Below are 20,662 nucleotides of genomic sequence, written 5' to 3'. Positions count from 1 at the left end.
ACCAGTTAGGATAGGCAAATGGCGACTTCCGCTCCCTCCCAGACGGCTTCGGCTCATGAGACGATCAGGACACCTGATCCAGAAGGCCGGCGAACCAAGATCAGCGCTCAGGACGTCAATGTATTCTATGGCGCCAAGCAGGCACTGTTCGATGTGTCCATCGACATTCCCGAAAAGTCGGTATCGGCCTTTATCGGGCCCTCGGGGTGCGGCAAGTCCACGTTCCTGCGCTGTATCAACCGCATGAACGACACCATTGAGGGTTGCAAGGTCACCGGCAATATCGCACTCGATGGCGGCAGCCTCTACGATCCCAGCCTGGACGTGGTCGAACTGCGGGCCCGGATCGGCATGGTATTCCAGAAACCCAACCCGTTCCCCAAGTCGATCTTTGAAAACGTCGCCTACGGCCCCAAAATTCACGGTCTGGCTCGCAACAAGTCCGACCTTGAGGAAATCGTCGTCACCGCTTTGCAAAAGGCAGGACTGTTCGAAGAGGTCAAGGACCGACTTCATTCGCCCGGCACCGGGCTTTCGGGTGGTCAGCAGCAGCGACTTTGCATCGCTCGCGCCATTGCGGTCGGACCTGAAGTCATCCTGATGGACGAGCCCTGTTCGGCCCTCGACCCGATCGCGACCGCGATCATTGAGGAACTGATCGACGAACTGCGTGCCAATTACACCATCGTTATCGTCACCCACTCAATGCAGCAGGCAGCCCGCGTGTCACAAAAGACCGCGTTCTTTCATCTCGGCAAACTGATCGAAGAGGGTCCGACCGAGGAAATCTTCACCAATCCCCGCGAAAAACGCACCCAGGATTACATCACTGGCCGCATCGGGTAGGAGACCCCACGTTATGCCCAATCCTAACGACCATATCGTCACGTCCTACGAGGATGAATTGACCGAACTGGCCCGTTCGATCTCGGAAATGGGTGGGCTGGTGGAAAAGGCGATTTCCAACGCTACCGAAGCCCTGATCCGCTCGGATGCCGAACTCGCCATGGCCACCGTTGCCGCCGACAAGAAGGTCGACGCGATGCAGGCCCATATCGATGAGATGGCTGTGTCGATCATCGCCCGTCGTCAGCCCATGGCGCAGGATCTGCGCCTGGTCATCGCTTCGATCCACGTCGCCAACGATCTCGAACGCATTGGCGACATGGCCAAATCCACGGCCCGTCGCTCGACCCAGTTCGAAGGCATCGGCATGTCGGTTCAGTTCAAGAACGGGCTGCGCCACATGGGCGAACTCGTCCAGCGCCAGGTCAAGCTGGCCCTCGATGCCTTTGCCGCCCGCGACAAGGACATGGCGGTCGATGTGGTCGAGCGCGATACCGATGTCGATGCGCTCTATGTTTCCCTGTTCCGCGAACTCCTCACCTACATGATGGAAGATCCGCGCAACATCACCATGTGTACGCACCTGCTGTTCTGCGGCAAAAATCTTGAGCGGGTGGGCGACCACTCGACCAATATCGCCGAGCAGGCCTATTTCCTCGCGACCGGCAAGATGTTGACCGCCGAGGCCGAGGATTTCACGCGTGAGCAGATCAAGGGCTAGTCTATGACTCCGCAGGTTCTTGTTGTCGAAGACGAAGCCGATCTCGTCGAACTTCTGCGCTACAATCTGGAAGCTGAAGACTTTTCCGTCGCAACCGCTGAAGATGCGGAAGAGGCGATGCTGCGCATTGCCGAAAACACCCCCGACATCATCCTGCTCGACTGGATGCTGCCGGGCACGTCAGGCATCGAAATCTGCCGCCGCATCCGCGCCCGCACCGATACCGCGCGCATCCCCATCATCATGCTCACCGCGCGCGGCGAGGAAGAGGAGCGGGTGCGCGGGCTGGCCACCGGCGCCGACGATTACGTCGTCAAACCCTTCTCGCTTCCCGAGCTCATGGCCCGTATCAACGCCCTGTTGCGCCGGTCCAACCCCCAATTGATCGCCGCTATCTTAAAGGCCGGCGATATCGAACTCGACCGCACCACCCATCGCGTGCGCCGCTCGGGCAAGGAAGTTCATCTCGGGCCCACCGAATACCGCCTGCTCGAATACCTCATGGGCAATCCCGGCCGCGTTTATTCACGCGAGCAACTGCTCGATGGCGTCTGGGGCACCGATGTCTATGTCGACGAGCGCACCGTGGACGTTCATGTCGGCCGGCTGCGCAAGGCCATCAACCGCGGCCGCGCCAAGGATCCGATCCGCACCGTGCGCGGCGCGGGCTATGCGTTCGACGAAAAATTCGTCGCGAACTAGGAGCGCGGTCAGAAAAAGTTGCACACTTTTTCGGTTCGACCGCGCGACAAACTTAGAATTTGTTACAATTTTATTGATCCTGTTTGCGCTTTGTTGAGTCACATCGACAAAGCGTAAATTTTATCGCGCATTTGACTGATTTGCGCGTCGCCCCTGATTAACGCTTATTTGCTGTTTGCTTTGCACCAGCGCTTCGCGCCCGCGATAACGGGGGCGAATTTTGCAAAGCGAGCAGGTACGATGCCCAAATCAGCCATTGCGGTCAAACAAGGCCGCGCCGACCGGAAGCCCCAATCGGGCCTTCTGCCGCTCGTCCTCGACCTCGACAACACCCTGATCCGTACCGATCTGCTGCACGAGACGGTGTTCGCTTATCTCAAGCAGAACCCGTTCGGTCTGTTTGCTCTCATCGTCTGGCTGCTCAAGGGCAAAGCCCATCTCAAGCAGCAACTGGCCGGCCATGTGACCCTCGAGGTCGACGACATCCCGCTCAACGACGACGTCATCGCTTACGCAGAAGCCGAAAAGGCCAAGGGCCGCGAGATCATCCTCGCCACGGCGGCTGATAGCTTTTTGGCCATCCGCATCGCCCGCCGCTTTGCGTTCATCGACAAGACCATGGCGTCCGATGGCATCACCAATCTCAAGGGCGCCATAAAGGCCGGAAAACTGGCCGAAATGTTTCCCGATGGCTTTGTTTATGCCGGCGACAGCGGGGCCGATCTTGCCGTCTGGAAAATCGCAAAAGGCGGCGTTCTGGTCGAAACCACCGGCAGGGTGGGTCGCGCCGCTGCCCGCCTGACACAGATTGAGCACACACTAAAACGCCCCCCGCGCCTCAAGGACTGGGTCAAGCAAGCACGCCTGCATCAATGGGCCAAGAACGCACTGGTCTTCGTGCCGCTCATGCTGGGCGGCCATATGCTCGATCCCACTGCCTGGACCAGCGCGGCCATTGCGTTTCTTGCTCTGGGGATCCTCGCGTCCTCGACCTATCTGCTCAATGACCTCTGGGACATCGCGGATGACCGCCGCCACTGGTCCAAGCGCAACCGGCCGCTGGCGGCTGGCCGCATATCGATTGCGCATGCCGTCGCCGTCATGCCCGTCGCCATGATTGCCGCCTTCGCGCTCGGCGCATTGGTCAATCCCTTGGTCGTGGTAACGCTCGGCGCATATCTTGCCCTGACGGTTGCCTATTCCATGGGCATCAAACGCAAGCCCATCCTCGATGCCTTCACCCTTGCCGTGCTGTTCACCCTGCGGCTGGTGCTCGGCATCGTCGCCGTGGGCGTCATGGCTTCGCCCTGGCTTCTGGTCTTTTCCATGTTCCTGTTTGCCTCGCTCTCGTTTGCCAAGCGCAATACCGAGGTTCAGCGGATGACCGACAATGGCGGCTCGGGCAAAATCAGCGGGCGCGGATATTTCACCACCGATGCGCCCTTCATCATGGCCATGGGCGTATCGAGCGGCATCGGCTCGGTGCTGATCCTGGTTCTCTATCTCACCCAGGACGCGCTGGCTGCCGATTTCTATTCGGATTCGGTCTGGCTGTGGCTCATGCCTGCCGCGCTGTTTCTGTGGATCGGCCGCATCTGGATGCTGAGTTTTCGCGGCGAACTCAACGACGATCCTGTCGCCTTCGCCATGAAGGATCCCAAGAGCCTCATGCTTGCAGCCGGTCTGGCGCTCGGCTTTTTTCTCGCCTGGATCGGCATATGAGCCCACAAGCCTTCCTTAAACTGCCCCAGATCGTGCGCTTCCTTTTGCTCGGCGGTCTGGCGGCGGCGATCAACTGGCTGGTGCGGTTTCCCCTCTCGCTTGTTCTGCCGTTCCCCGCCGCCGTGTTCGTGGCCTATCTCATCGGCATGAGCGCCGGGTTCACGCTTTACCGCGCTTATGTGTTTCCCAATTCCCGCCAGCCCGTGCCATTGCAGGTCACATTGTTTCTCATCGTCAACGCGCTCGGAGCAGTGGTCGTCATGGCGGTTTCTCTGGCCTTGCTCCACCATCTTCTGCCTGCCATCGGCTGGAGCGTGTTGCCCGAGGCCGTGGCGCACGGCACGGCCATTGGCGTGGGGGCTGTTGCAAATTTCTTCGGCCATAAATATCTCAGCTTTCGGGTCACGCCGGATCACGCCGAAAACTTGACTTGACTGGTCTGGTTTCTGCGCGCTAGGTCCGGGCGGTATTGAAAGCGATCCGATCATGTTGCGCCGATTTTTCTCCTATTACGCGCCCTATAAGGGCCTGTTTTTCCTCGATTTCGGCTGCGCGGTCATCGTTGGCCTGCTCGAGCTGAGCTTCCCCGTCGTCGTCCAGCTTTATGTCGATCAATTGCTGCCCAGCCAGAACTGGTTCTGGATTCTCGCCGCCGCAGCGGGTCTTTTGTTCGTTTACATCCTCAATGCGGGTCTGCTCTCGGTCGTCAACTATTGGGGTCACGCCCTGGGCATCGGCATCGAGACCGACATGCGCCGCCAGGCCTTCGATCATCTGCACAAGCTCTCGTTCCGCTATTTCGACAACAAGAAAACCGGACACCTGATCACCCACGTCACCAAGGACCTCGAAGAGGTCGGCGAGATCGCCCATCACGGGCCCGAGGACGTGTTCATCGCGGTGATGACCTTCATCGGCGCCTTCATCATCATGGCGCTGATGAACCTCAAGCTCGCCGCGCTCACCCTGTTCATCGTCCCGGTTGCCGCCTTCCTGATCTTCAAATACGGAAGCGCCATGACCATGACCTGGAAGAGCCTTTATGGCCGGGTCGGCGATTTCAACCAGCGCATCGAGGAATCCATCGGCGGCGTCCGCGCCGTGCGCGCCTTTGCCAACGAGCGTCACGAACGCAAGCTGTTCGAGGGCGACAATCAGAGCTACCGCACCACCAAGCTCAAGGCCTACAAGATCATGACGGCGTCGATCTCGATGTCCTATATGGCCAAGAGTCTCGTGCAGTTGATGGTCATGCTCGCGGGCACCGCGCTCGTAATGTATGGCGAAATGACCTATGGCCAGTTCGTCGGCTTTCTGCTGCTCATCACCGTTCTGTTTCGTCCCATCGACAAGATCATCTCGGTCATCGAAAGCTATCCAAAGGGCATCGCGGGCTTCAAACGCTTCGCCGATCTGATGGACACCGAACCCGACATCGTCGATAGCCCCAGCGCAAGGAAAGTCTCCGATCTCAGGGGCGACATCGTCTTCGACAAGGTCAATTTCGCCTATTCGGACGATCGCCCGATCCTGCGCGACATCACCTTGAGCGTCAAAGCGGGCGAGACCATCGCTCTTGTCGGCCCATCCGGCGCCGGCAAGACAACCATCTGCTCGCTGCTGCCGCGCTTCTACGAAATCGATTCCGGCGCTATCACCATCGATGGCATCGACATCCGCGACATGACCCAGGATTCCCTGCGCAGCCAGATCGGCATCGTCCAGCAGGACGTCTTCATGTTCGGCACCTCGATCCGCGACAACATTGCCTATGGCCGTCTGGGCGCCACCGACGAAGAAATCATGGACGCCGCACGCAGCGCCCAGTTCGACAGCGTCATCGCCCAATTGCCTGAGGGGCTCGACACCATGATCGGCGAGCGCGGCGTCAAACTCTCGGGCGGCCAGAAGCAGCGTCTGGCCATTGCGCGGATATTCCTGAAAAACCCGCCGATCCTCATTCTCGACGAGGCGACCTCGGCCCTCGATACCGAAACCGAAATGCAGATACAGCGCGCTCTGTCAGCGCTTTCGGAAGGCCGCACCACGCTGGTCATCGCCCACCGCCTGGCCACCATCCGCAACGCGGACCGCATCGCCGTCGTCGCCGACGGCCGCATTGTGGAAGAGGGTGCTCATGATGTTCTGGTCGCAAAGGCGGGCGCCTATGCCCGCCTGCACAACGCTCAGTTTGGTGCCTGGGCGGCTGAATAGCCGACGCTCTTTCTGCTCGGTAGCCTAGGCCGTCAGCCCCAACGCCAGAAACGCCATGGTGATGAGGTTGAGCCCGATCCCGAAGGTCACAAGCAGCGCCAGCCCGCGCATGTCGCGATCACTGACGGCAAGCGCCAGCATGTAAAAAACGATGGGCAGCCAGTCGAGCGCGTAGCGTTGCACGTTGTACTGGGAGTACCCGTTCGAGTGATAGAACAGGATGGGCACCGCAATGACGAGGATCGTCGCGATCCCGATCAGCACCGGCCGGCGCATCGGGGCGAAAAACGCAAACAGCACGAACGGGCTGGCGGCCAGCAATGCAGTGCCCGAAGGGTCTAGCCCGATGGGTTCGACCATCGCATTGCCGCCGAAATCCATGTGGAAGCCCTGCACGAACAGATAGAGCGTGTTGAACAGCACATAGGCCGAAGACCACAGCCCATGCTCGGCCAGCCGGTAGTTGATCATCGACCCGCCTTCGGCAATATCGGCGCCAATCATGTAAGGGTATCCGGTCTGCATCGGATCGCCGAACCGCAGGTAATTGTAAGCAAGATAGATCAGAACCGCGACGCCTGCCGGAAGGCCCAGCTTGAGCACCCGCACGATATGGCCGCGCGAAAAGCTGATCAGCGGCTCGAACCGGTCCAGCGACAGGGCAAACAGGAACGGCAGGTAGAACACCGCCATCTGCCGGCACAAAAACGCCGCCCCGATGCACGCCCCGGCCAGGATCAAGCTCCCGCCACGCACCATCTGGTGGATGGCCAGCGAGGTGAAGGCGAACCCGATCGCCTGGGCAAAAAACCAGATGCCGTCGCCGCGAATGGTCACAAAATAGAGCGGGGTGGCAAAGGCCAGCCCCAGCAGCAGCCAGATCGCCACGTCGCGATCCACCTTCAGCCCCTCGAAGATCTGCCACCACAGCCATACCGATAGCGCAAAGGCGATGGCCGAGAGGAACACGAAGCCGGAAAAATTGACCCCGAACAGCGCCACGAAGGGCAGGGCAATGATCGCCGGGACGGGCGGAAACATCACGAAGATCTTGTCCTCGAACCGCGCGCAATCGCCGTCGAAACAGGTCGTTGTGTCCAGCCGTCCGTTCAGAAACGCTTCGGCCAGCAGCGCATAGCTGTTTGAGCCGGGATCCTCGACAATGGCGTAAAGCGCCAGTCCCCCCGCCAGCGCCAGCGCCATCAGCGCGGCAACGGCAAACAGAACGCCCATGGCGTTTATGCGGCTGAGCATGATCGTGATCCCCAAGACGTCCCTGTCTTGAGGTTTATGACAGGGGGCCGTTTAAGATTTGGTGTGGGCCACACTCCCTTTTGCCCCAAACAGCGCCATGCCCGCGCTCCAACCCAGCCACACGGCGGCCATCCAGCTCAAGATCGAAGCTACGACATATCCCAGCGCCACGGCCCATGCCCCAGACATGACCAGAAGCAAAGCCTCCAGCGAAAATGCCGAAAACGTCGTGAACCCGCCGCAGAACCCGGTAACCAGAAACCCGTTGAGAATGGGAGAGGGCATGCGCCGCACCGACCAGGCTGCAATCAGCCCGATCAAGGCCGACCCTGCGATATTGGCGGCCAGCGTACCGGCAAAAAACCAGCCGGGGACAGCCGACAATGATAGCAGCGACAGCCCGTAACGGGCCATGCTGCCCACCGCCCCGCCGCAAGCGATGGCAACAATCAGCCGCTTTTCGCTCATGGCATGGCCCCCACCGAATAGATCAGGGAAAATCCAATGACAGCGGCCGAAAAACACAAGGCAAGCGAAGCGCCGATATTGAGAAGTGCCGGGCCGCCATGCCCTTCACGCAGCAATGTCAGCGTCTGGAGCGAAAAGCTCGAAACCGTCGTGTAACCACCGCACAGCCCGACAACCAGCAGCAGCCACATTGGCTCTGTTGGCGACCCGGTCACGCCCGGCTCCATAAAGAACCCGGCGACAAGTCCAATGAGCAGGCAGCCGGTCACGTTGACGGCAAGGATGCCAAATGTTCCGTGACCCAGTTTTCGCGCGACAAACGTCGAAACAATATGTCGAATAACCGCTCCAACACCGCCGCCAAGGCCAACGAAAAAAAGAGCAAACAGGGACGTGTTCATCCCCCGACAGTGCTCCCGATTCCGCGCCTTTGTCGAGATCGGCATTGCAGGATCGCCTCGCCCCGCGTCTTTTTACCCCTCAAGCCGCTGATCGACCCCTTTGCTGCCTCGGCAAACGCCGGTGCCGATGGGCGTTGCTGTCCGCCCCCTGTCGCTCGGCAATGCTGGCGGGACCCGGATCAAATCCGGGACAGCGATCGGCGTCGGGTCACGCTCTCGGCTCGATCACCGAACACTCACCAACCCCCAGCGCGTCATCCTCGGGCTCGACCCGGGGATCCGCAGTGCGTCAGCAAGCGCAGCAGAAGTGGTGCGTGTGGCCCCTCATCGCACCCCAACCTCTTCACCGGCTGGCCCAATGCAGCGGATCCCCGGGTCAAGCCCGAGGATGACGGCTGAGAGGGCAGAGAGTCGGACGACGATCACTCCCGAGGCAATTTTGCCGTCGGCGGTTCCGGCACACTCAAAAAGAGTCTCCCGCAAGTCAAAACTTGACTTCTCCGCCCTATCTCCTAAATAGCCTCCCGTGAGGACGACCTCCCCCATAAAGGGCATTGTTTTCGGGACGACCCGAGCTTTTTAGCCATGGAGTTCCCCGATCATGCGCACCGCCTGGGATCGCGTCCGCCACGCTCTCTGCTTCGAAATTATTGGCCTCATCCTCGTCATACCGCTTGGCGCATTGGTCTTTGCAATGCCCATGCACGACATCGGCGTTGTCGGCCTCGTCTCGGCCACCATTGCGATGGCCTGGAATTATCTCTTCAATTTCGGCTTTGACGCCATCATGCTGCGCACGATCGGAACAACGCTGAAATCGGTGCGCCTGCGCATCGCCCACGCCGTGCTGTTCGAACTGGGCCTGCTGGTTGTCCTGGTGCCGTTCATCGCTTGGTATCTGGGCATCAGCCTGATCCACGCACTGGTCATGGATATATCGTTCGCCCTGTTCTACATGGGCTACGCGTTCGTCTTCAATCTGGCCTATGACCGGGTGTTTCCGCTGCCCGAATGGCGGCAGACGGCTTAGTCCTCGCCACCAGACTCCTCATCGTCATTGCGAACGATTTCGACTTTCACCCGGGTCGCAAGCGCCGCAATGGCGCCGATTGCGGCCAACCACGGCGCGGCAAGGGTCACAACCCCGCCCGCGATGGCGCCGGCGGTCAGCGGGATTTCAAGAAACACGTCCCCGCTTTCGGTCTTGATGCGCAGCGTGCGCACATTGCCTTCGGCCACCAGTTCCTTGATCCGCGCCATCAACTGGTGCCCGGCAATTTCGATCTCTTCGGTAAAGCTGCGTTCGCGCTTGTCGTCGCCATCGTCCATTGGAGGTCTCCTCGTTTCCGATGTCGCGATATTGGCCCCGAACATACTAGCGGGCATTGATCCCGATCATGTCGAACAAGCTGGCACCATCATGGAGCCGGGGGGCGTCGATGGGACTCGCGGTTCATCTCATGCAACATGGTCGCCACGACATCGTCGATCTCCACATGGGCTTCCGGGTGGCGCACCACAAGAGTTCGGGCTTCGCTTTCGATGTCGAAGGGTTTGTGGCTGGCGAGGATATCGCGCAGGCGATCGGCAATGTCCATGGCGAGCAAAAGTTTCATTCCGCCGTCTCCCTGCGCCTCAAGAGTGCGGTCAGAAAAAGTTATAGGCTTTTCCGGTTCGATCCGCACGACAAGATAAGAAGCAATAACTCCGGCTCGATCCAATCGGGCCGGGTTCAAGCTCTAGACTGGTCTTTGCCCCCGAAAGCCCGGATTAAACGCCCCTCGATTGCGGCAGTCAAGAAGACAGCATGTCGGGCCACTTGTTCTCGCGACACAAGCGGGCATTATCATTGGCTCCGCAACTGCCCCGGCCATAGCCCGGATACAAAAAAGCCCCGGACCGGGCCGGGGCTCTTGGTGCCTGAAACGCTAATCCTAGCGTTTCTTGCGGTCGATCTGATGGTAGGCGCGCCGCGAATGAAACTCGCAATAGGGTTTGCCCTCGTCGGACTCCCGGCCGCAGAAATGGAACTCGCTGCTCACCGGGTCGCCGATCGGCCATTTGCAGGTCTTTTCAGTCAATTCGAGCAGCGAGATGCGCTCCTCGACCGGAATGAAAAGTTCGGCCTTGGTGTTGGTTTCGACAACCATCTCGGCTTCGAGATCGGTCTCCATCTTGAGTGCGGTCGCGCCCATTGTCGGGGCCATTGTGCTGCGCCGCTGGCTCACCGCGCTGGCCGCTGCAGAAGCAGTGCCGCGCGAGGCCCCCGAACTCGATGATGGCCGCCGCGGTGCAGTGGGGCGCGGCGCCTTGGTGCGTGGTGCAACGCTTGCCGGTTTGGCGCGTGCCGACAGCTTCAGTCTGTGGACCTTGCCGATAACGGCGTTGCGGGTGACCCCGCCGCTCAGTTCTGCGGCGATCTGGCTTGCGCTGAGGCCTTCCATCCAAAGTTTTTTCAGGAGTGCTACGCGCTCGTCCGTCCAGCTCATCGATTGTGCTCCAGGCCGTATTCTTAAATAGAGTCCGTTCTCACGCGGACAAAATAGGTTTGACCGCCGGCATACTAACTGTCGTATGGTGATGGGGTCCGCCACACGAGATGTCGTGTTCCCAATAGCCTGATACTACACGGGCGGGAAAATCGGTGGCAAGGGCCGCAACCGACTTTCCCCGGTTTATCCCACCTGATTTTCATATCCCGGCAGCAATTGGCCATGGCTGTTGCATCGATCGCACAGCCCGTTTTCGCGCGGAGACATGCACCACCATTGTGGCAGGGATGAGTCAAGGCCCCAACGCCCGGAAAACCGGGCGCTCGATTGACTTTTGGGCGTCCGCCCAGCATAAGCGGCAGTGGTAATGCGTGCTTGGGACACCGGGCGCGCTTTTCATTTTCCGGGACCTCGTCCCGACCTCAAACTTTAACGAGAAGGCTTAGAACAATGTCTGCGCTCTATGGCACGTATGCCCGGTCCGAACTCGCCTTTGTGCGGGGCGAGGGCATGCGATTGTTCACGGACGACGGCACGGCCTATCTCGATTTCGCTGCCGGCATCGCGGTCAACGCGCTCGGCTATGGCGACAAGCACGTCGTTGATGCGCTCAAGGCGCAGGCCGACAAGGTCTGGCACACGTCCAACATCTTCACCATCCCCGAGCAGGAAAAGCTCGGCCAGCGGCTGGTGGATGCGACCTTCGCCGACAAGGTGTTCTTCACCAATTCGGGCGCCGAGGCGCTCGAATGCGCGATAAAGACAGCGCGGCACTATTTCTGGGCCAAGGGCGAAAAGGAGAGGGTCGACATTATCGGCTTTTCCGGTTCCTTCCATGGCCGGACCATCGCGACCATCGCCGCGGCGGGCAATCCAGCCTATACCGAGGGCTTTGGCCCCATGCCGGGCTACAAGCACACAAAGCCCGGCGATCTGGCTGCCGTCGAAGCGCTGATCGACGATAAAACCGCTGCAATCCTTATCGAGCCAGTCCAGGGCGAGGGCGGCGTGACCGCGTTTTCCGATGCCTATCTCAAGGGCCTCCGCGCCCTGTGCGACAAGAACGGTCTGCTGCTGATCTTCGATGAAGTCCAGTGCGGCTATGGCCGGACCGGCAAGTTCTTCGCCCATGAATGGTCCGGGGTCATCCCCGACATCATGACCGTCGCCAAGGCCATCGGCGCCGGCTTTCCGCTCGGAGCGTGTCTCGCAAAGGGAGAAGTCGCCGAAAGCATGGTGCCGGGCACCCACGGTTCGACCTATGGCGGCAACCCGCTGGCCTGCGCCGTGGGGAACGCCGTGCTCGACAGGATTCTCGCTCCCGGTTTCATCGATCATGTCGATGCAATGGGCAAGATACTGGCCCATGAGCTCCATCAGCTCATGCAGAAATTCCCCAATTTCATCACCGAAGTGCGCGGCAAGGGGCTGATCGCCGGCATCAGGATCACCCCGCCCGTGCGCGATTTCGTGGCCCGCCTGCGCGATCACAAGCTGCTCACGGTGGCCGCCAGCGACAACGTGTTGCGGCTTTTGCCGCCGCTTATCGTCAATGAGGACGAGATCAAGGAAGCCATCGGCATCATTGCCGGGGTCTTCGCCGAACTCGACGCCGAACAGGCCAGCGCCGCCCAATAACAGGGCGGCCACCCCTTTCGATTTTTCAGGATAGCTGATTATGACCGCGAGACATTTTCTCGATCTCAAGGATTTTTCCTTTGAGCAACTGCGTTCCATTCTCGATTTCGCCCATGAGCTGAAAAAGCGCCTCAAGGCCGGCGAACGTCCCCGCCTGCTCGAGGACAAGGTGCTGGCCATGATCTTTGAGCGCCAGTCCACCCGGACGCGGGTTTCCTTCGACGTCGGCATGCGCCAGCTTGGCGGGCAGACCCTCATGCTGACCGGCCAGGAAATGCAGTTAGCCCGCGAAGAAACCATCGAGGACACGGCGCGCGTGATGAGCCGCTACGTCGATGCGATCATGATCCGCATTCTAAGCCATGACGATCTGCTCGATCTGGCCGGCGCCTCGTCAATTCCCGTCATCAATGGTCTGACCCGGCGCAGCCATCCCTGCCAGGTCATGGCCGATATCCAGACCTTCGAGGAGCATCGCGGGCCGCTCGAAGGCAAGAAAGTTGCCTGGATCGGGGATTCCAACAACGTGCTCGCATCCTGGGTTCACGCTACGGCGCTGTTCGGCAACACGATGGCCATTGCCTGCCCGAAAGAATATTGGCCCGATCAGGGCTTGCTGTCCGACATCGCCGAAGTGGGCGAGGCAGTCAGCCTCGGTACCGATCCGCACGCCGCGATCGCCGATGCCGATCTGGTTATCACCGACACCTGGGTGTCGATGGGCGACACCGACGAGGGCGAGCGCCGGCGCATCTTGAAACCCTATCAGGTCAACCCCAGATTGTTTTCCCAAGCCGCGGCCGACGCGCTCTTCATGCACTGCCTGCCCGCCCACCGGGGCGACGAGGTCACCGACGAGGTGATCGACGGGCCGCAATCGGTCGTATTCGACGAAGCTGAAAACCGCCTGCACATCCAGAAGGCCATTCTTTGCTGGGCCTTTGGGATCGAAACGCTGTAACAGGGCGGATTAAGGAACACGCAATGAGCGAAAGCTCTCTCGAACAATTCGGGCTCGACCGGCCCGAGAGCGGGGACGACGTTGCCGTTCCCTTCACGCTCGAAAACCTCGACAGCCGGGGGCGCGTCGTGCGTCTGGGCGATCAGCTCGACACCATCATTGCCCGTCACGGCTATCCCGAGCCCGTGGCGCGCCTTCTGGGCGAAGCGGTGACGCTTGCGGCGCTGATCGGCACCTCGCTCAAATTCGAGGGCCGGTTCATCCTGCAGTCGCGCACTGACGGGCCCGTGAGCCTTCTGGTGGTCGATTTCGATACGCCCGATGGTCTGCGCGCCTACGCCCGCTATGACCAAGAGGCATTGACCGCGCTGGTCGAAGCCGGAACGGCCAAGCCCCAGGACCTGCTCGGCAAGGGCGTTCTGGCCCTTACGGTGGACCAAGGCGTCCATATGGACCGCTATCAGGGCATTGTCGCGCTTGAAGGTGAAAGCCTTGAAGAGGTTGCTCACACCTACTTCATGCAGTCCGAACAGATCCCCACCCGGGTCCGGCTTGCCGTTGCCGAACATTCCGAGCGCGGTCAGTCGCGCCCGTCATGGCGCGCCGGCGGCGTTCTGCTCCAGCATCTGCCCGAGCATGGCGGGGCGACGATGCCCGATCTTCCCGGCGACGGGGATTTCGACAATGACGATATGGCCGATCCCGACTTCATCGAGGACGATCACTGGACCGAGGCCAAGGCATTGCTCGATACGCTCAGCGATGCCGAACTGGCCGATCCCGGCCTTTCGTCCGAACGCCTGCTGTTCCGGCTTTACCATGAGACCGGCGTGCGGGTCTTCGAGCCCCAGCCCCTGGTCGAGCGCTGCACGTGCTCGGCAGAGCGCGTGGAGCAGATGATCAACGACTTCACGCCCGAAGACCGGGAAGAGATGGTCGTGGACGGACAGATTGAGGTCGTGTGCGAGTTCTGCTCGACCCACTACCACTTCAATCCCAACCAGTTCTGAACCGGTTGAAATCATGTGTCAAAAGGCGGCTTTTCGGGGCCGCCTTTTTTATTGGCGCGTTTGCGGGCGGACGCCAACCCTTACCGGCCTTTCCAAAAGTTCATTTGTAACAACCTGATGGCGCGCGTAAAAATTGCCGAAATGAACCCGCTTCGGCCAGTCTGGCCGTCGAATGTGTTGTTGGGCAAGGATAACGTTTTTGGAAAACCTACCCGGCTCCGGCTACCTCGCATCGTCTCAAGAAAGCGAAGATCAGCCTGAAACCGCAAAGCCCCGTGGCCGGTTCGGCCTGATGTCCGCGCTGGTTCGGCTCGGGCTGGCGGTGCTGATCCTGGGTTTGGCCATCTATTGGGCCTTTACCTGGGTTGCCCAGCGGCCCGAAGCGCCCCAGCGCATGAACCGCGAGCGAACCTTCACTGTCGAAGTCGTCGAGCCGGTCTATTCAACCCACAGCTCACCCATTACCGCCTATGGCCAGGTCGCTTCGGCGCGCTCGATCGAGCTACGTTCGCTCGTTGCCGGCCGGGTGCTCGAAATCTCGCCCGATTTTGCCGTCGGTTCTCAGGTCGAGGAAGGCGAAGTCCTCGTGAGTGTCGACCCCTTCACCTACAATGGTGCCGTGGTCGAAGCCCGCGCCGCGGTGGCCGATGCCCAGCTCTCCCTGGCTGAGGCTGAAGAGGCCTATGCCCTCGAACAAAGCGCCATCGCCGCGGCCCAGGATGCGCTCACATCGGCCCAGACCGATCTCGAGCGCGCCCGGTCCCTGCTCGAAAGCGGCGTAGCAACCCAGCAGACCGTCGACACCCGTGCGCTCACCGTTTCCGAGCGCCAGCAGGCCCTCGACCAGCGCCAATCAAATCTCGTCACCCTCAACGCGCAAATCCTGCGCCAGCGGGCGGCTATCGAGCAGGCTCGCTATGCGGTTGAATCGGCCGAACGCGATCTGGCCAACACAGAGATCACCGCACCGTTCACCGGTGTTGTCACCGCCCGCAACGTAACAGCTTCCGCCTATGTCAGCGCGAACGAAGTTGTCGCTTCGATTTACGAAAGCGATGCGCTTGAGGTGAGCTTCACCGTGTCGGACGCCAACTACGCCACATTGCGGAGCGACGGGCTGTTTGATCGCGCGATCGAAGTGTCCCGCACCACAGGCGGCAGCGCCGAGCCAATCGAGGGGCGCATCGCCCGCGTCGCACCCGAGATTGACGCTGCCACCGGCGGCGTGACGCTCTATGCCGAGCTTGACAGCGACCAGGCCGATCTCTTGCGCCCGGGAACCTTTGTCAGTGTGGAAATCGAAGGGGTGGCGCATGAAAACACCCTCCTTGTCCCCGAAACCGCGCTTTACGACGACGATCACCTCTATGTCATTCGCGCCGGCCGTATGGCGGCCATCGACGTCGAGATACTCGATCGAGACGGTTCCCAGGTGATCATTGCCGCCGATATTCCCCAAGGCGAACGCATCATCACCACGCGTCTTTCCCAGGCCGGCGAGGGCGTAGCGGTCCAGGTCGAGGGCGAGGAGCAATCGGCAGGGCCTGGTGGACCCGGCGGCCCGGGTGGAGCGGGCGGCGGCTTTGTCCGCGGACCGGGAGGCTGATATGCGTCCTTCGCCCCAGGCCTCGACCGGCGTGATTGCCGCTTTCGTGCGGCACCGCAACGCCGCCAATCTCTTTATGATCCTGTTCGTCATTTTCGGCTGGTGGGGGCTCAGCAACCTCAACCGGCAGCTGATGCCGAACACCGAAATCCGTTCGGTCCAGGTCTCCGTCAGCTGGCCCGGCGCAACGGCCGAAGATGTCGAGCGCAACGTCCTCCTGCTTATCGAGCCTGCGGTCCAGAGCGTTGATGGCGTCATCTCGATGACTTCGAACGCGCGCGAGGGGCGGGGTTCGATCACCCTCAACTTCGAGCGCACGGTCGAAATGCAGACTGCCGAACGGCTGGTCCAGACAGCCGTCTCTTCGGTCACCGGCCTGCCCGAGGGTGCTGAAACGCCGAGCGTCTCCGCGCCGCGGTTTTTCGATCCCGTCGCCGCCATCGCCATTTCCGGTCCTTTCCCCGAAGAAACCTTGCGGCGCTATGCCCGCGAAATCCGCGATGGGCTTCTGGCCGCCGGTGTCGATCGTGTCGAGTTCACGGGCTACCGCGACCGCCAGATCGTCGTCGAGGTCGACGACGCCAAGCTGCGCCAGTTGGGCCTGACGCTGGACGATCTGTCTGCGGCCCTAACGCCCAATTTTGCCGATCAGCCGTCCGGCTCGCTCACCGGAGATTTCGACGCCCAGATCCGCGCGGCGGCCAATGAGCTTTCGGCCCAGGAAATTGCGCAGACCGAGATATTGTCGTCGGCCAACGGGCAAAGCCTCACATTCGGTGACGTCGCCACGATCACCGATACCTTCGATCCTGATACTCCGCTGGGGTATATGCGCGGCGAACCGGCCATCAAGCTGCAGGTTTCACGAGCCGCCAGCGCCGATACCGTCACCACGTTCGAGGCGGTTCAGGCCTATGTCGAAGAATTGCAGCCAACCCTGCCGCAATCGCTGCAGGCTGTGGTCTTCGATGCAGCAGCCGATCAGGTCAACCAGCGGCTCGGGTTGTTGATCTCAAACGGTGTCGCCGGCTTTGTTCTCGTCCTTGTGGTTCTGTTCCTGTTTCTCGATGGCCGCATTGCCATCTGGGTGGCCATGGGCATTCCCGTCGCTATCCTGGGAACGCTCGGCGCTATGTACCTCATGGGGCTCACGCTCGACATGATCTCGATGTTCGCGCTCATGATGGTGCTCGGGATTATCGTCGATGATGCCATTGTGGTGGGCGAGCATACCGCCACGCTCTATCGTCAGGGCTTGTCGCGAACCGAGGCCGCGATACGCGCGGCAAGCGCCATGGCTGCGCCGGTCATCGCGTCCGCGCTCACCACCATCGCCGCCTTCGCCCCCATCTGGCTCATTGGCGATGTCGTGGGACAGATCGTATCGCCACTGCCCGTCGTCGTCGTTGCGGTTCTGATCGCCTCTCTGGTCGAATGCTTCTTTATCCTGCCGGGCCATCTGGCCCACGCCCTGCCGCGCGAGCGTAAGCAGGCCGGCCGTTTCAGACGGACATTTGACAAGGGTTTCGATTTCTTCCGCGATCGCCTCTTTGGCGGGCTGGCATCGATCAGCTATTCATGGCGCTATGCCACCGCCGCCATTGCCCTTGCCATAACCCTTGGAGCGGCGGGCGTTTACGGTTCGGGCGCGCTCCGCTTTGAGTTCTTTCCCACGGCAGAGGGCGAAAGTTTCAACATTTCCGCTCAGTTCCAGGCCGGAACGCCTCAGTCGGAAATGGCAACGACCATCCAGGCCATCGAAAATGCTGTCTCCGAGGTGGAAAGAGGACTGACGCCGAATGGCGAGCAGCTCATCGTCACCACCTATGCCAGCCTCGACCTTGAGGAAGGGCGGGCCGATTTCGACGTCTATCTGACCCCGTCCGAGGATCGCTCGGTGCGCACCGACACGATCACCCAGGCAATCGACGAAAACCTGCCTTCGGTCGCCGGCGTCGAAAGCATCAGCATTCGGCAATATCGCGGCGGGCCGCAGGGCTCCGCGGTCGATGTGCGTTTCGTTGGCGCCGATGCTGCAACGCTCAAACTCGCCGCCGAGGACCTCAAGGACGTGCTCGAAGGGTTCGATGAGGTCGATACCGCCTTTGACACCCTGTTTTACGGCAGCCCCGAGCTTGTCATGTCGCTCAATGCGCGTGGGACGGCACTGGGCTTTGATCTTGCATCCCTTGGGTCGCAAGTGCGCAGCGCCTTCCAGGGCGAGGACGTCGCGACCGTCGCCTCCAATGAGGATGAGATCACCGTTCGCCTCGTGCGCACCGTCGACGCCGAAGGCTCCTCGGCATTGCGCGACATGTGGGTGCGCGCGCCGAGCGGGGAATATGTCCCCCTTTCGTCCATCGTGAGCTTTTCCGAGCAGCAGGGCTTTGCCTTTATCGCCCGCGAGGAAGGCCGCACCGCTGTTTCCGTCCGCGCCTCGGTCGCCGAAGGTGTCGACCACGCCGATATTCTGGCCCGGCTCGAGGCCGATTATCTGCCGGCCATCGTCAACCGCTACGGGATTTCCTACGAGTTCGGCGGCCGCGAGGCCGAGCAGAATGCCGCCTTTGCCGATCTGGGCACGGGCATGATTGTCGCTCTGGCTGTGATGTACATCATCATCTCATGGATTTTCGCGGCCTATTTCACCCCGATTGCCGTCATGGTCATTATTCCCTTCGGCGTTGCCGGCGCCGTCTGGGGCCATTACCTGCTTGGGCATAACCTGACCATCATTTCCTTGATGGGCATGCTCGGGCTGGCGGGTATCCTGGTCAATTCCTCGATCGTTCTGATTTCCCGGATGAACGAACGTCGGGCCGAGGGTGAAGGGCTGCGCGACGCCGCGATCGGCGCGTCCAAGGATCGCCTCCGCGCCGTGCTGCTGACCTCTCTCACCACCATTGGCGGTCTGTTGCCCTTGCTGTTTGAAACCAGCCTCGTCGCCCAGATGCTCGTTCCCATGGCGCTGACCATTGTTTCGGGGCTCACGCTGGCCACCTTGCTGGTGCTGTTCCTGGTGCCTGCCGTTCTCGGCATCGGCGCCGACATCAAGGCGGTGCTGCAATGGCTGTTCCTGACCCCCAACGCGTTGACGGTCCGTGAAATGCTGGCCGGGCGGCAGCACCTGTCGCCGCCCGCCGATCCCGCCGAGTAAGTCCTCAGGCGCGCCAGAAGCGCGGCGTGAACAGCACGAGCACCATCAGCACTTCGAGCCGTCCCACAAGCATGCCGATGGTCAAAAGCCACTTGGTAACATCGGAAACGCCCGCAAAACTTCCCGCCGGCCCCAATTCGGGGCTGAGCGCGGGTCCGACATTGGAAATCGCCGTCGCCGCCGCGCCCAGCGCGTCCAGCGGTTCAAGACCCGACAGTGAAAGCAGCACCGCGAGCAAAAGGAAGCTCGAAAAATAGATAAAGACGAAACTCTGCACCGATGTCGAAACCGTATCGGGCAGCGGGCGGCCATTGTAGCGTTTGACATAGACCAGCGAGGGAAAAACGATCTCGCGAATATGCTGGTAAAGATCGCGCGCCAGCACCTGAAACCGGAAGATCTTGATGCCGCACGATGTCGAGCCGGTGCAGCCGCCAATGAACATGATGACAAAGAACAGCGATGCCGCCAGCGGTCCCCAGGCCGAAAAATCGGCCACCCCGAATCCGCTGCCCGTCATGATCGAAACCACCGAAAACAGCCCGTGCCGAAACGCTTGTTCGCCGCGAGCGATGTCACCGGCCATTTGAACAAACACCACGATCAGCGTCGCCAACCCGACGAGGTAGAGAAACAGGCGCACCTGTGAATCTCGGAACAGCTGTTTAAATGAGCCTTGCAGCATGCCCACATAAAGCACGAAGGGCAGTGCGCCCAGGATCATGAACACCACCGAAACGTAGTGGATGGCGGGCTGCTCGAATGCGCCCAGCGACGCATCGCGGGTGGAAAACCCGCCGGTGGCAACCGTGGAAAGCGAATGGGCAACAGCATCGAACGCCCCCATGCCGGCCACCCAGTAGGCGACCGCACAGGCAAAGGTCAGGATGCAATAGACAATCACCATGGCCGTGGCGATCTGGGCGGCGGCGGGAAGGATCTTGTCGGGCGTCTCGAACGCTTCGGCGCGAAACATCTGCATGCCGCCCACCCGCAACATGGGCAGAACGGCAATAGCCATCACCACAACGCCGAGCCCCCCGAACCATTGCAGCAAGCCCCGCCAGAGCAGGATACCGGGCGCGGTGGTGTCCAATGTGGTGATGACGGTCGAACCGGTGGTGGTTATTCCCGACATCGCCTCGAACATGGCGTCGGTAACGCTCAGGCCCAGATTGGACATGTAGAGCGGCAGCGCCCCGAAGATGGTGAGCACGACCCAGATCGAAACCGTCATCAGGAAGGCCTGACGCAGATTGAGTTCGGACTTGTGCCCACTCGATGAAGCCCACAGCCCCGCCCCGAAGATCATGGTGATCAGCGAGGCCGTGAGAAACACCAGCCAGTCATCATTGCCCACAACCAGATCGGCCAGGGCAGGCAGCAGCATGGCAAAACCGAGCGCCGCCGTGAGCGCGCCGATGGCCGAAAAGATCGTGCGGAAATCCATGCCCGACTGCGCTGCGCCCT

19 protein-coding genes are annotated in these 20,662 nt (G+C 60.9%); 12 read left to right on the top strand and 7 right to left on the bottom strand.

Annotation, left to right across the window (positions count from 1 at the left end):
- The first annotated feature begins 18 nt into the window (after window positions 1–18).
- From pstB to OF122_RS16780, 6 genes are all read left to right on the top strand, one after another.
- The gene (pstB, locus tag OF122_RS16805; RefSeq protein WP_264225329.1) at window positions 19–846 is read left to right on the top strand and encodes a phosphate ABC transporter ATP-binding protein PstB; all 828 of its coding nucleotides are present in this window, start codon (window positions 19–21) and stop codon (window positions 844–846) included.
- A 13-nt stretch (window positions 847–859) separates the two neighbouring features.
- Entirely contained in the window at window positions 860–1,567 is a 708-nt protein-coding gene (gene phoU, locus OF122_RS16800; RefSeq protein WP_264225328.1) for a phosphate signaling complex protein PhoU, read from the top strand.
- A 3-nt stretch (window positions 1,568–1,570) separates the two neighbouring features.
- A complete protein-coding gene (phoB, locus tag OF122_RS16795) occupies window positions 1,571–2,269 on the top strand; it encodes a phosphate regulon transcriptional regulator PhoB (RefSeq protein WP_264225327.1) in 699 nt (232 codons plus the stop codon).
- Between the two features lie 240 nt (window positions 2,270–2,509).
- Entirely contained in the window at window positions 2,510–3,991 is a 1,482-nt protein-coding gene (locus tag OF122_RS16790) for a UbiA family prenyltransferase (RefSeq protein ID WP_264225326.1), read from the top strand.
- Window positions 3,988–4,425 (top strand): GtrA family protein, encoded by a 438-nt coding sequence (locus OF122_RS16785; RefSeq protein ID WP_264225325.1) that lies wholly within the window; start codon window positions 3,988–3,990, stop codon window positions 4,423–4,425. The genes OF122_RS16790 and OF122_RS16785 overlap by 4 nt, the downstream gene beginning before the upstream one ends.
- Window positions 4,426–4,477: 52 nt before the next feature.
- Window positions 4,478–6,205 carry an ABC transporter ATP-binding protein gene (locus tag OF122_RS16780; protein ID WP_264225324.1) on the top strand — a complete coding sequence of 576 codons (1,728 nt, stop codon included), beginning with the start codon at window positions 4,478–4,480 and terminating at the stop codon, window positions 6,203–6,205.
- Window positions 6,206–6,229: 24 nt separating this feature from the next.
- Here OF122_RS16780 and OF122_RS16775 read toward each other — a convergent pair whose 3' ends face one another.
- The 3 genes from OF122_RS16775 to OF122_RS16765 are packed head-to-tail and all read right to left on the bottom strand — an operon-like array spanning window position 6,230 to window position 8,328.
- Window positions 6,230–7,459, bottom strand: coding sequence for a glycosyltransferase family 39 protein (locus OF122_RS16775; RefSeq protein ID WP_264225323.1), 1,230 nt, complete (start codon window positions 7,457–7,459; stop codon window positions 6,230–6,232).
- A gap of 51 nt (window positions 7,460–7,510) precedes the next feature.
- Entirely contained in the window at window positions 7,511–7,927 is a 417-nt protein-coding gene (locus OF122_RS16770) for a fluoride efflux transporter FluC (RefSeq protein WP_264225322.1), read from the bottom strand.
- Window positions 7,924–8,328: a fluoride efflux transporter FluC gene (locus OF122_RS16765; RefSeq protein ID WP_264225321.1), complete on the bottom strand. Its 405-nt coding sequence runs from the start codon at window positions 8,326–8,328 to the stop codon at window positions 7,924–7,926. The genes OF122_RS16770 and OF122_RS16765 overlap by 4 nt, the downstream gene beginning before the upstream one ends.
- 601 nt (window positions 8,329–8,929) lie before the next feature.
- On the opposite strand from OF122_RS16765, the gene OF122_RS16760 reads away from it, so the two are divergent.
- Window positions 8,930–9,358, top strand: a complete 429-nt coding sequence (locus OF122_RS16760) for a PACE efflux transporter (protein ID WP_264225320.1) — start codon at window positions 8,930–8,932, stop codon at window positions 9,356–9,358.
- Here OF122_RS16760 and OF122_RS16755 read toward each other — a convergent pair.
- The 3 genes from OF122_RS16755 to OF122_RS16745 form a co-directional block, all read right to left on the bottom strand.
- On the bottom strand, window positions 9,355–9,657 hold the full coding sequence (locus tag OF122_RS16755; protein WP_264225319.1) for a DUF4342 domain-containing protein: 303 nt from the start codon (window positions 9,655–9,657) through the stop codon (window positions 9,355–9,357). The two genes, OF122_RS16760 and OF122_RS16755, sit on opposite strands and share 4 nt — an antisense overlap.
- A gap of 89 nt (window positions 9,658–9,746) precedes the next feature.
- A complete protein-coding gene (locus OF122_RS16750; RefSeq protein WP_264225318.1) occupies window positions 9,747–9,944 on the bottom strand; it encodes a hypothetical protein in 198 nt (65 codons plus the stop codon).
- Between the two features lie 318 nt (window positions 9,945–10,262).
- Entirely contained in the window at window positions 10,263–10,817 is a 555-nt protein-coding gene (locus OF122_RS16745) for a GcrA family cell cycle regulator (protein ID WP_264225317.1), read from the bottom strand.
- Window positions 10,818–11,270: 453 nt separating this feature from the next.
- Here OF122_RS16745 and OF122_RS16740 point away from each other — a divergent pair, with 453 nt between their 5' ends.
- The 5 genes from OF122_RS16740 to OF122_RS16720 all read left to right on the top strand — a co-directional run bounded on the left by OF122_RS16740 (window position 11,271) and on the right by OF122_RS16720 (window position 19,192).
- Window positions 11,271–12,458 (top strand): aspartate aminotransferase family protein, encoded by a 1,188-nt coding sequence (locus tag OF122_RS16740; RefSeq protein WP_264225316.1) that lies wholly within the window; start codon window positions 11,271–11,273, stop codon window positions 12,456–12,458.
- Between the two features lie 40 nt (window positions 12,459–12,498).
- On the top strand, window positions 12,499–13,419 hold the full coding sequence (gene argF, locus OF122_RS16735) for an ornithine carbamoyltransferase (RefSeq protein WP_408636260.1): 921 nt from the start codon (window positions 12,499–12,501) through the stop codon (window positions 13,417–13,419).
- A gap of 23 nt (window positions 13,420–13,442) precedes the next feature.
- Window positions 13,443–14,429: an Hsp33 family molecular chaperone gene (locus tag OF122_RS16730; protein ID WP_264225315.1), complete on the top strand. Its 987-nt coding sequence runs from the start codon at window positions 13,443–13,445 to the stop codon at window positions 14,427–14,429.
- 199 nt (window positions 14,430–14,628) lie between these two features.
- On the top strand, window positions 14,629–16,035 hold the full coding sequence (locus OF122_RS16725) for an efflux RND transporter periplasmic adaptor subunit (RefSeq protein ID WP_264225314.1): 1,407 nt from the start codon (window positions 14,629–14,631) through the stop codon (window positions 16,033–16,035).
- A gap of 1 nt (window position 16,036) precedes the next feature.
- The gene (locus tag OF122_RS16720) at window positions 16,037–19,192 is read left to right on the top strand and encodes an efflux RND transporter permease subunit (RefSeq protein ID WP_264225313.1); all 3,156 of its coding nucleotides are present in this window, start codon (window positions 16,037–16,039) and stop codon (window positions 19,190–19,192) included.
- Between the two features lie 4 nt (window positions 19,193–19,196).
- On the opposite strand, the gene OF122_RS16715 is transcribed toward OF122_RS16720, so the two are convergent.
- The gene (locus OF122_RS16715) at window positions 19,197–20,642 is read right to left on the bottom strand and encodes a TrkH family potassium uptake protein (RefSeq protein WP_264225312.1); all 1,446 of its coding nucleotides are present in this window, start codon (window positions 20,640–20,642) and stop codon (window positions 19,197–19,199) included.
- Window positions 20,643–20,662: the final 20 nt, after the last annotated feature.

The sequence above is a fragment of the Pelagibacterium flavum genome (assembly GCF_025854335.1).
Lineage (GTDB): Bacteria > Pseudomonadota > Alphaproteobacteria > Rhizobiales > Devosiaceae > Pelagibacterium > Pelagibacterium flavum.
Note: the sequence above shows the minus strand (reverse complement) of the source record. Positions and strands in the feature narration are given on the sequence as shown.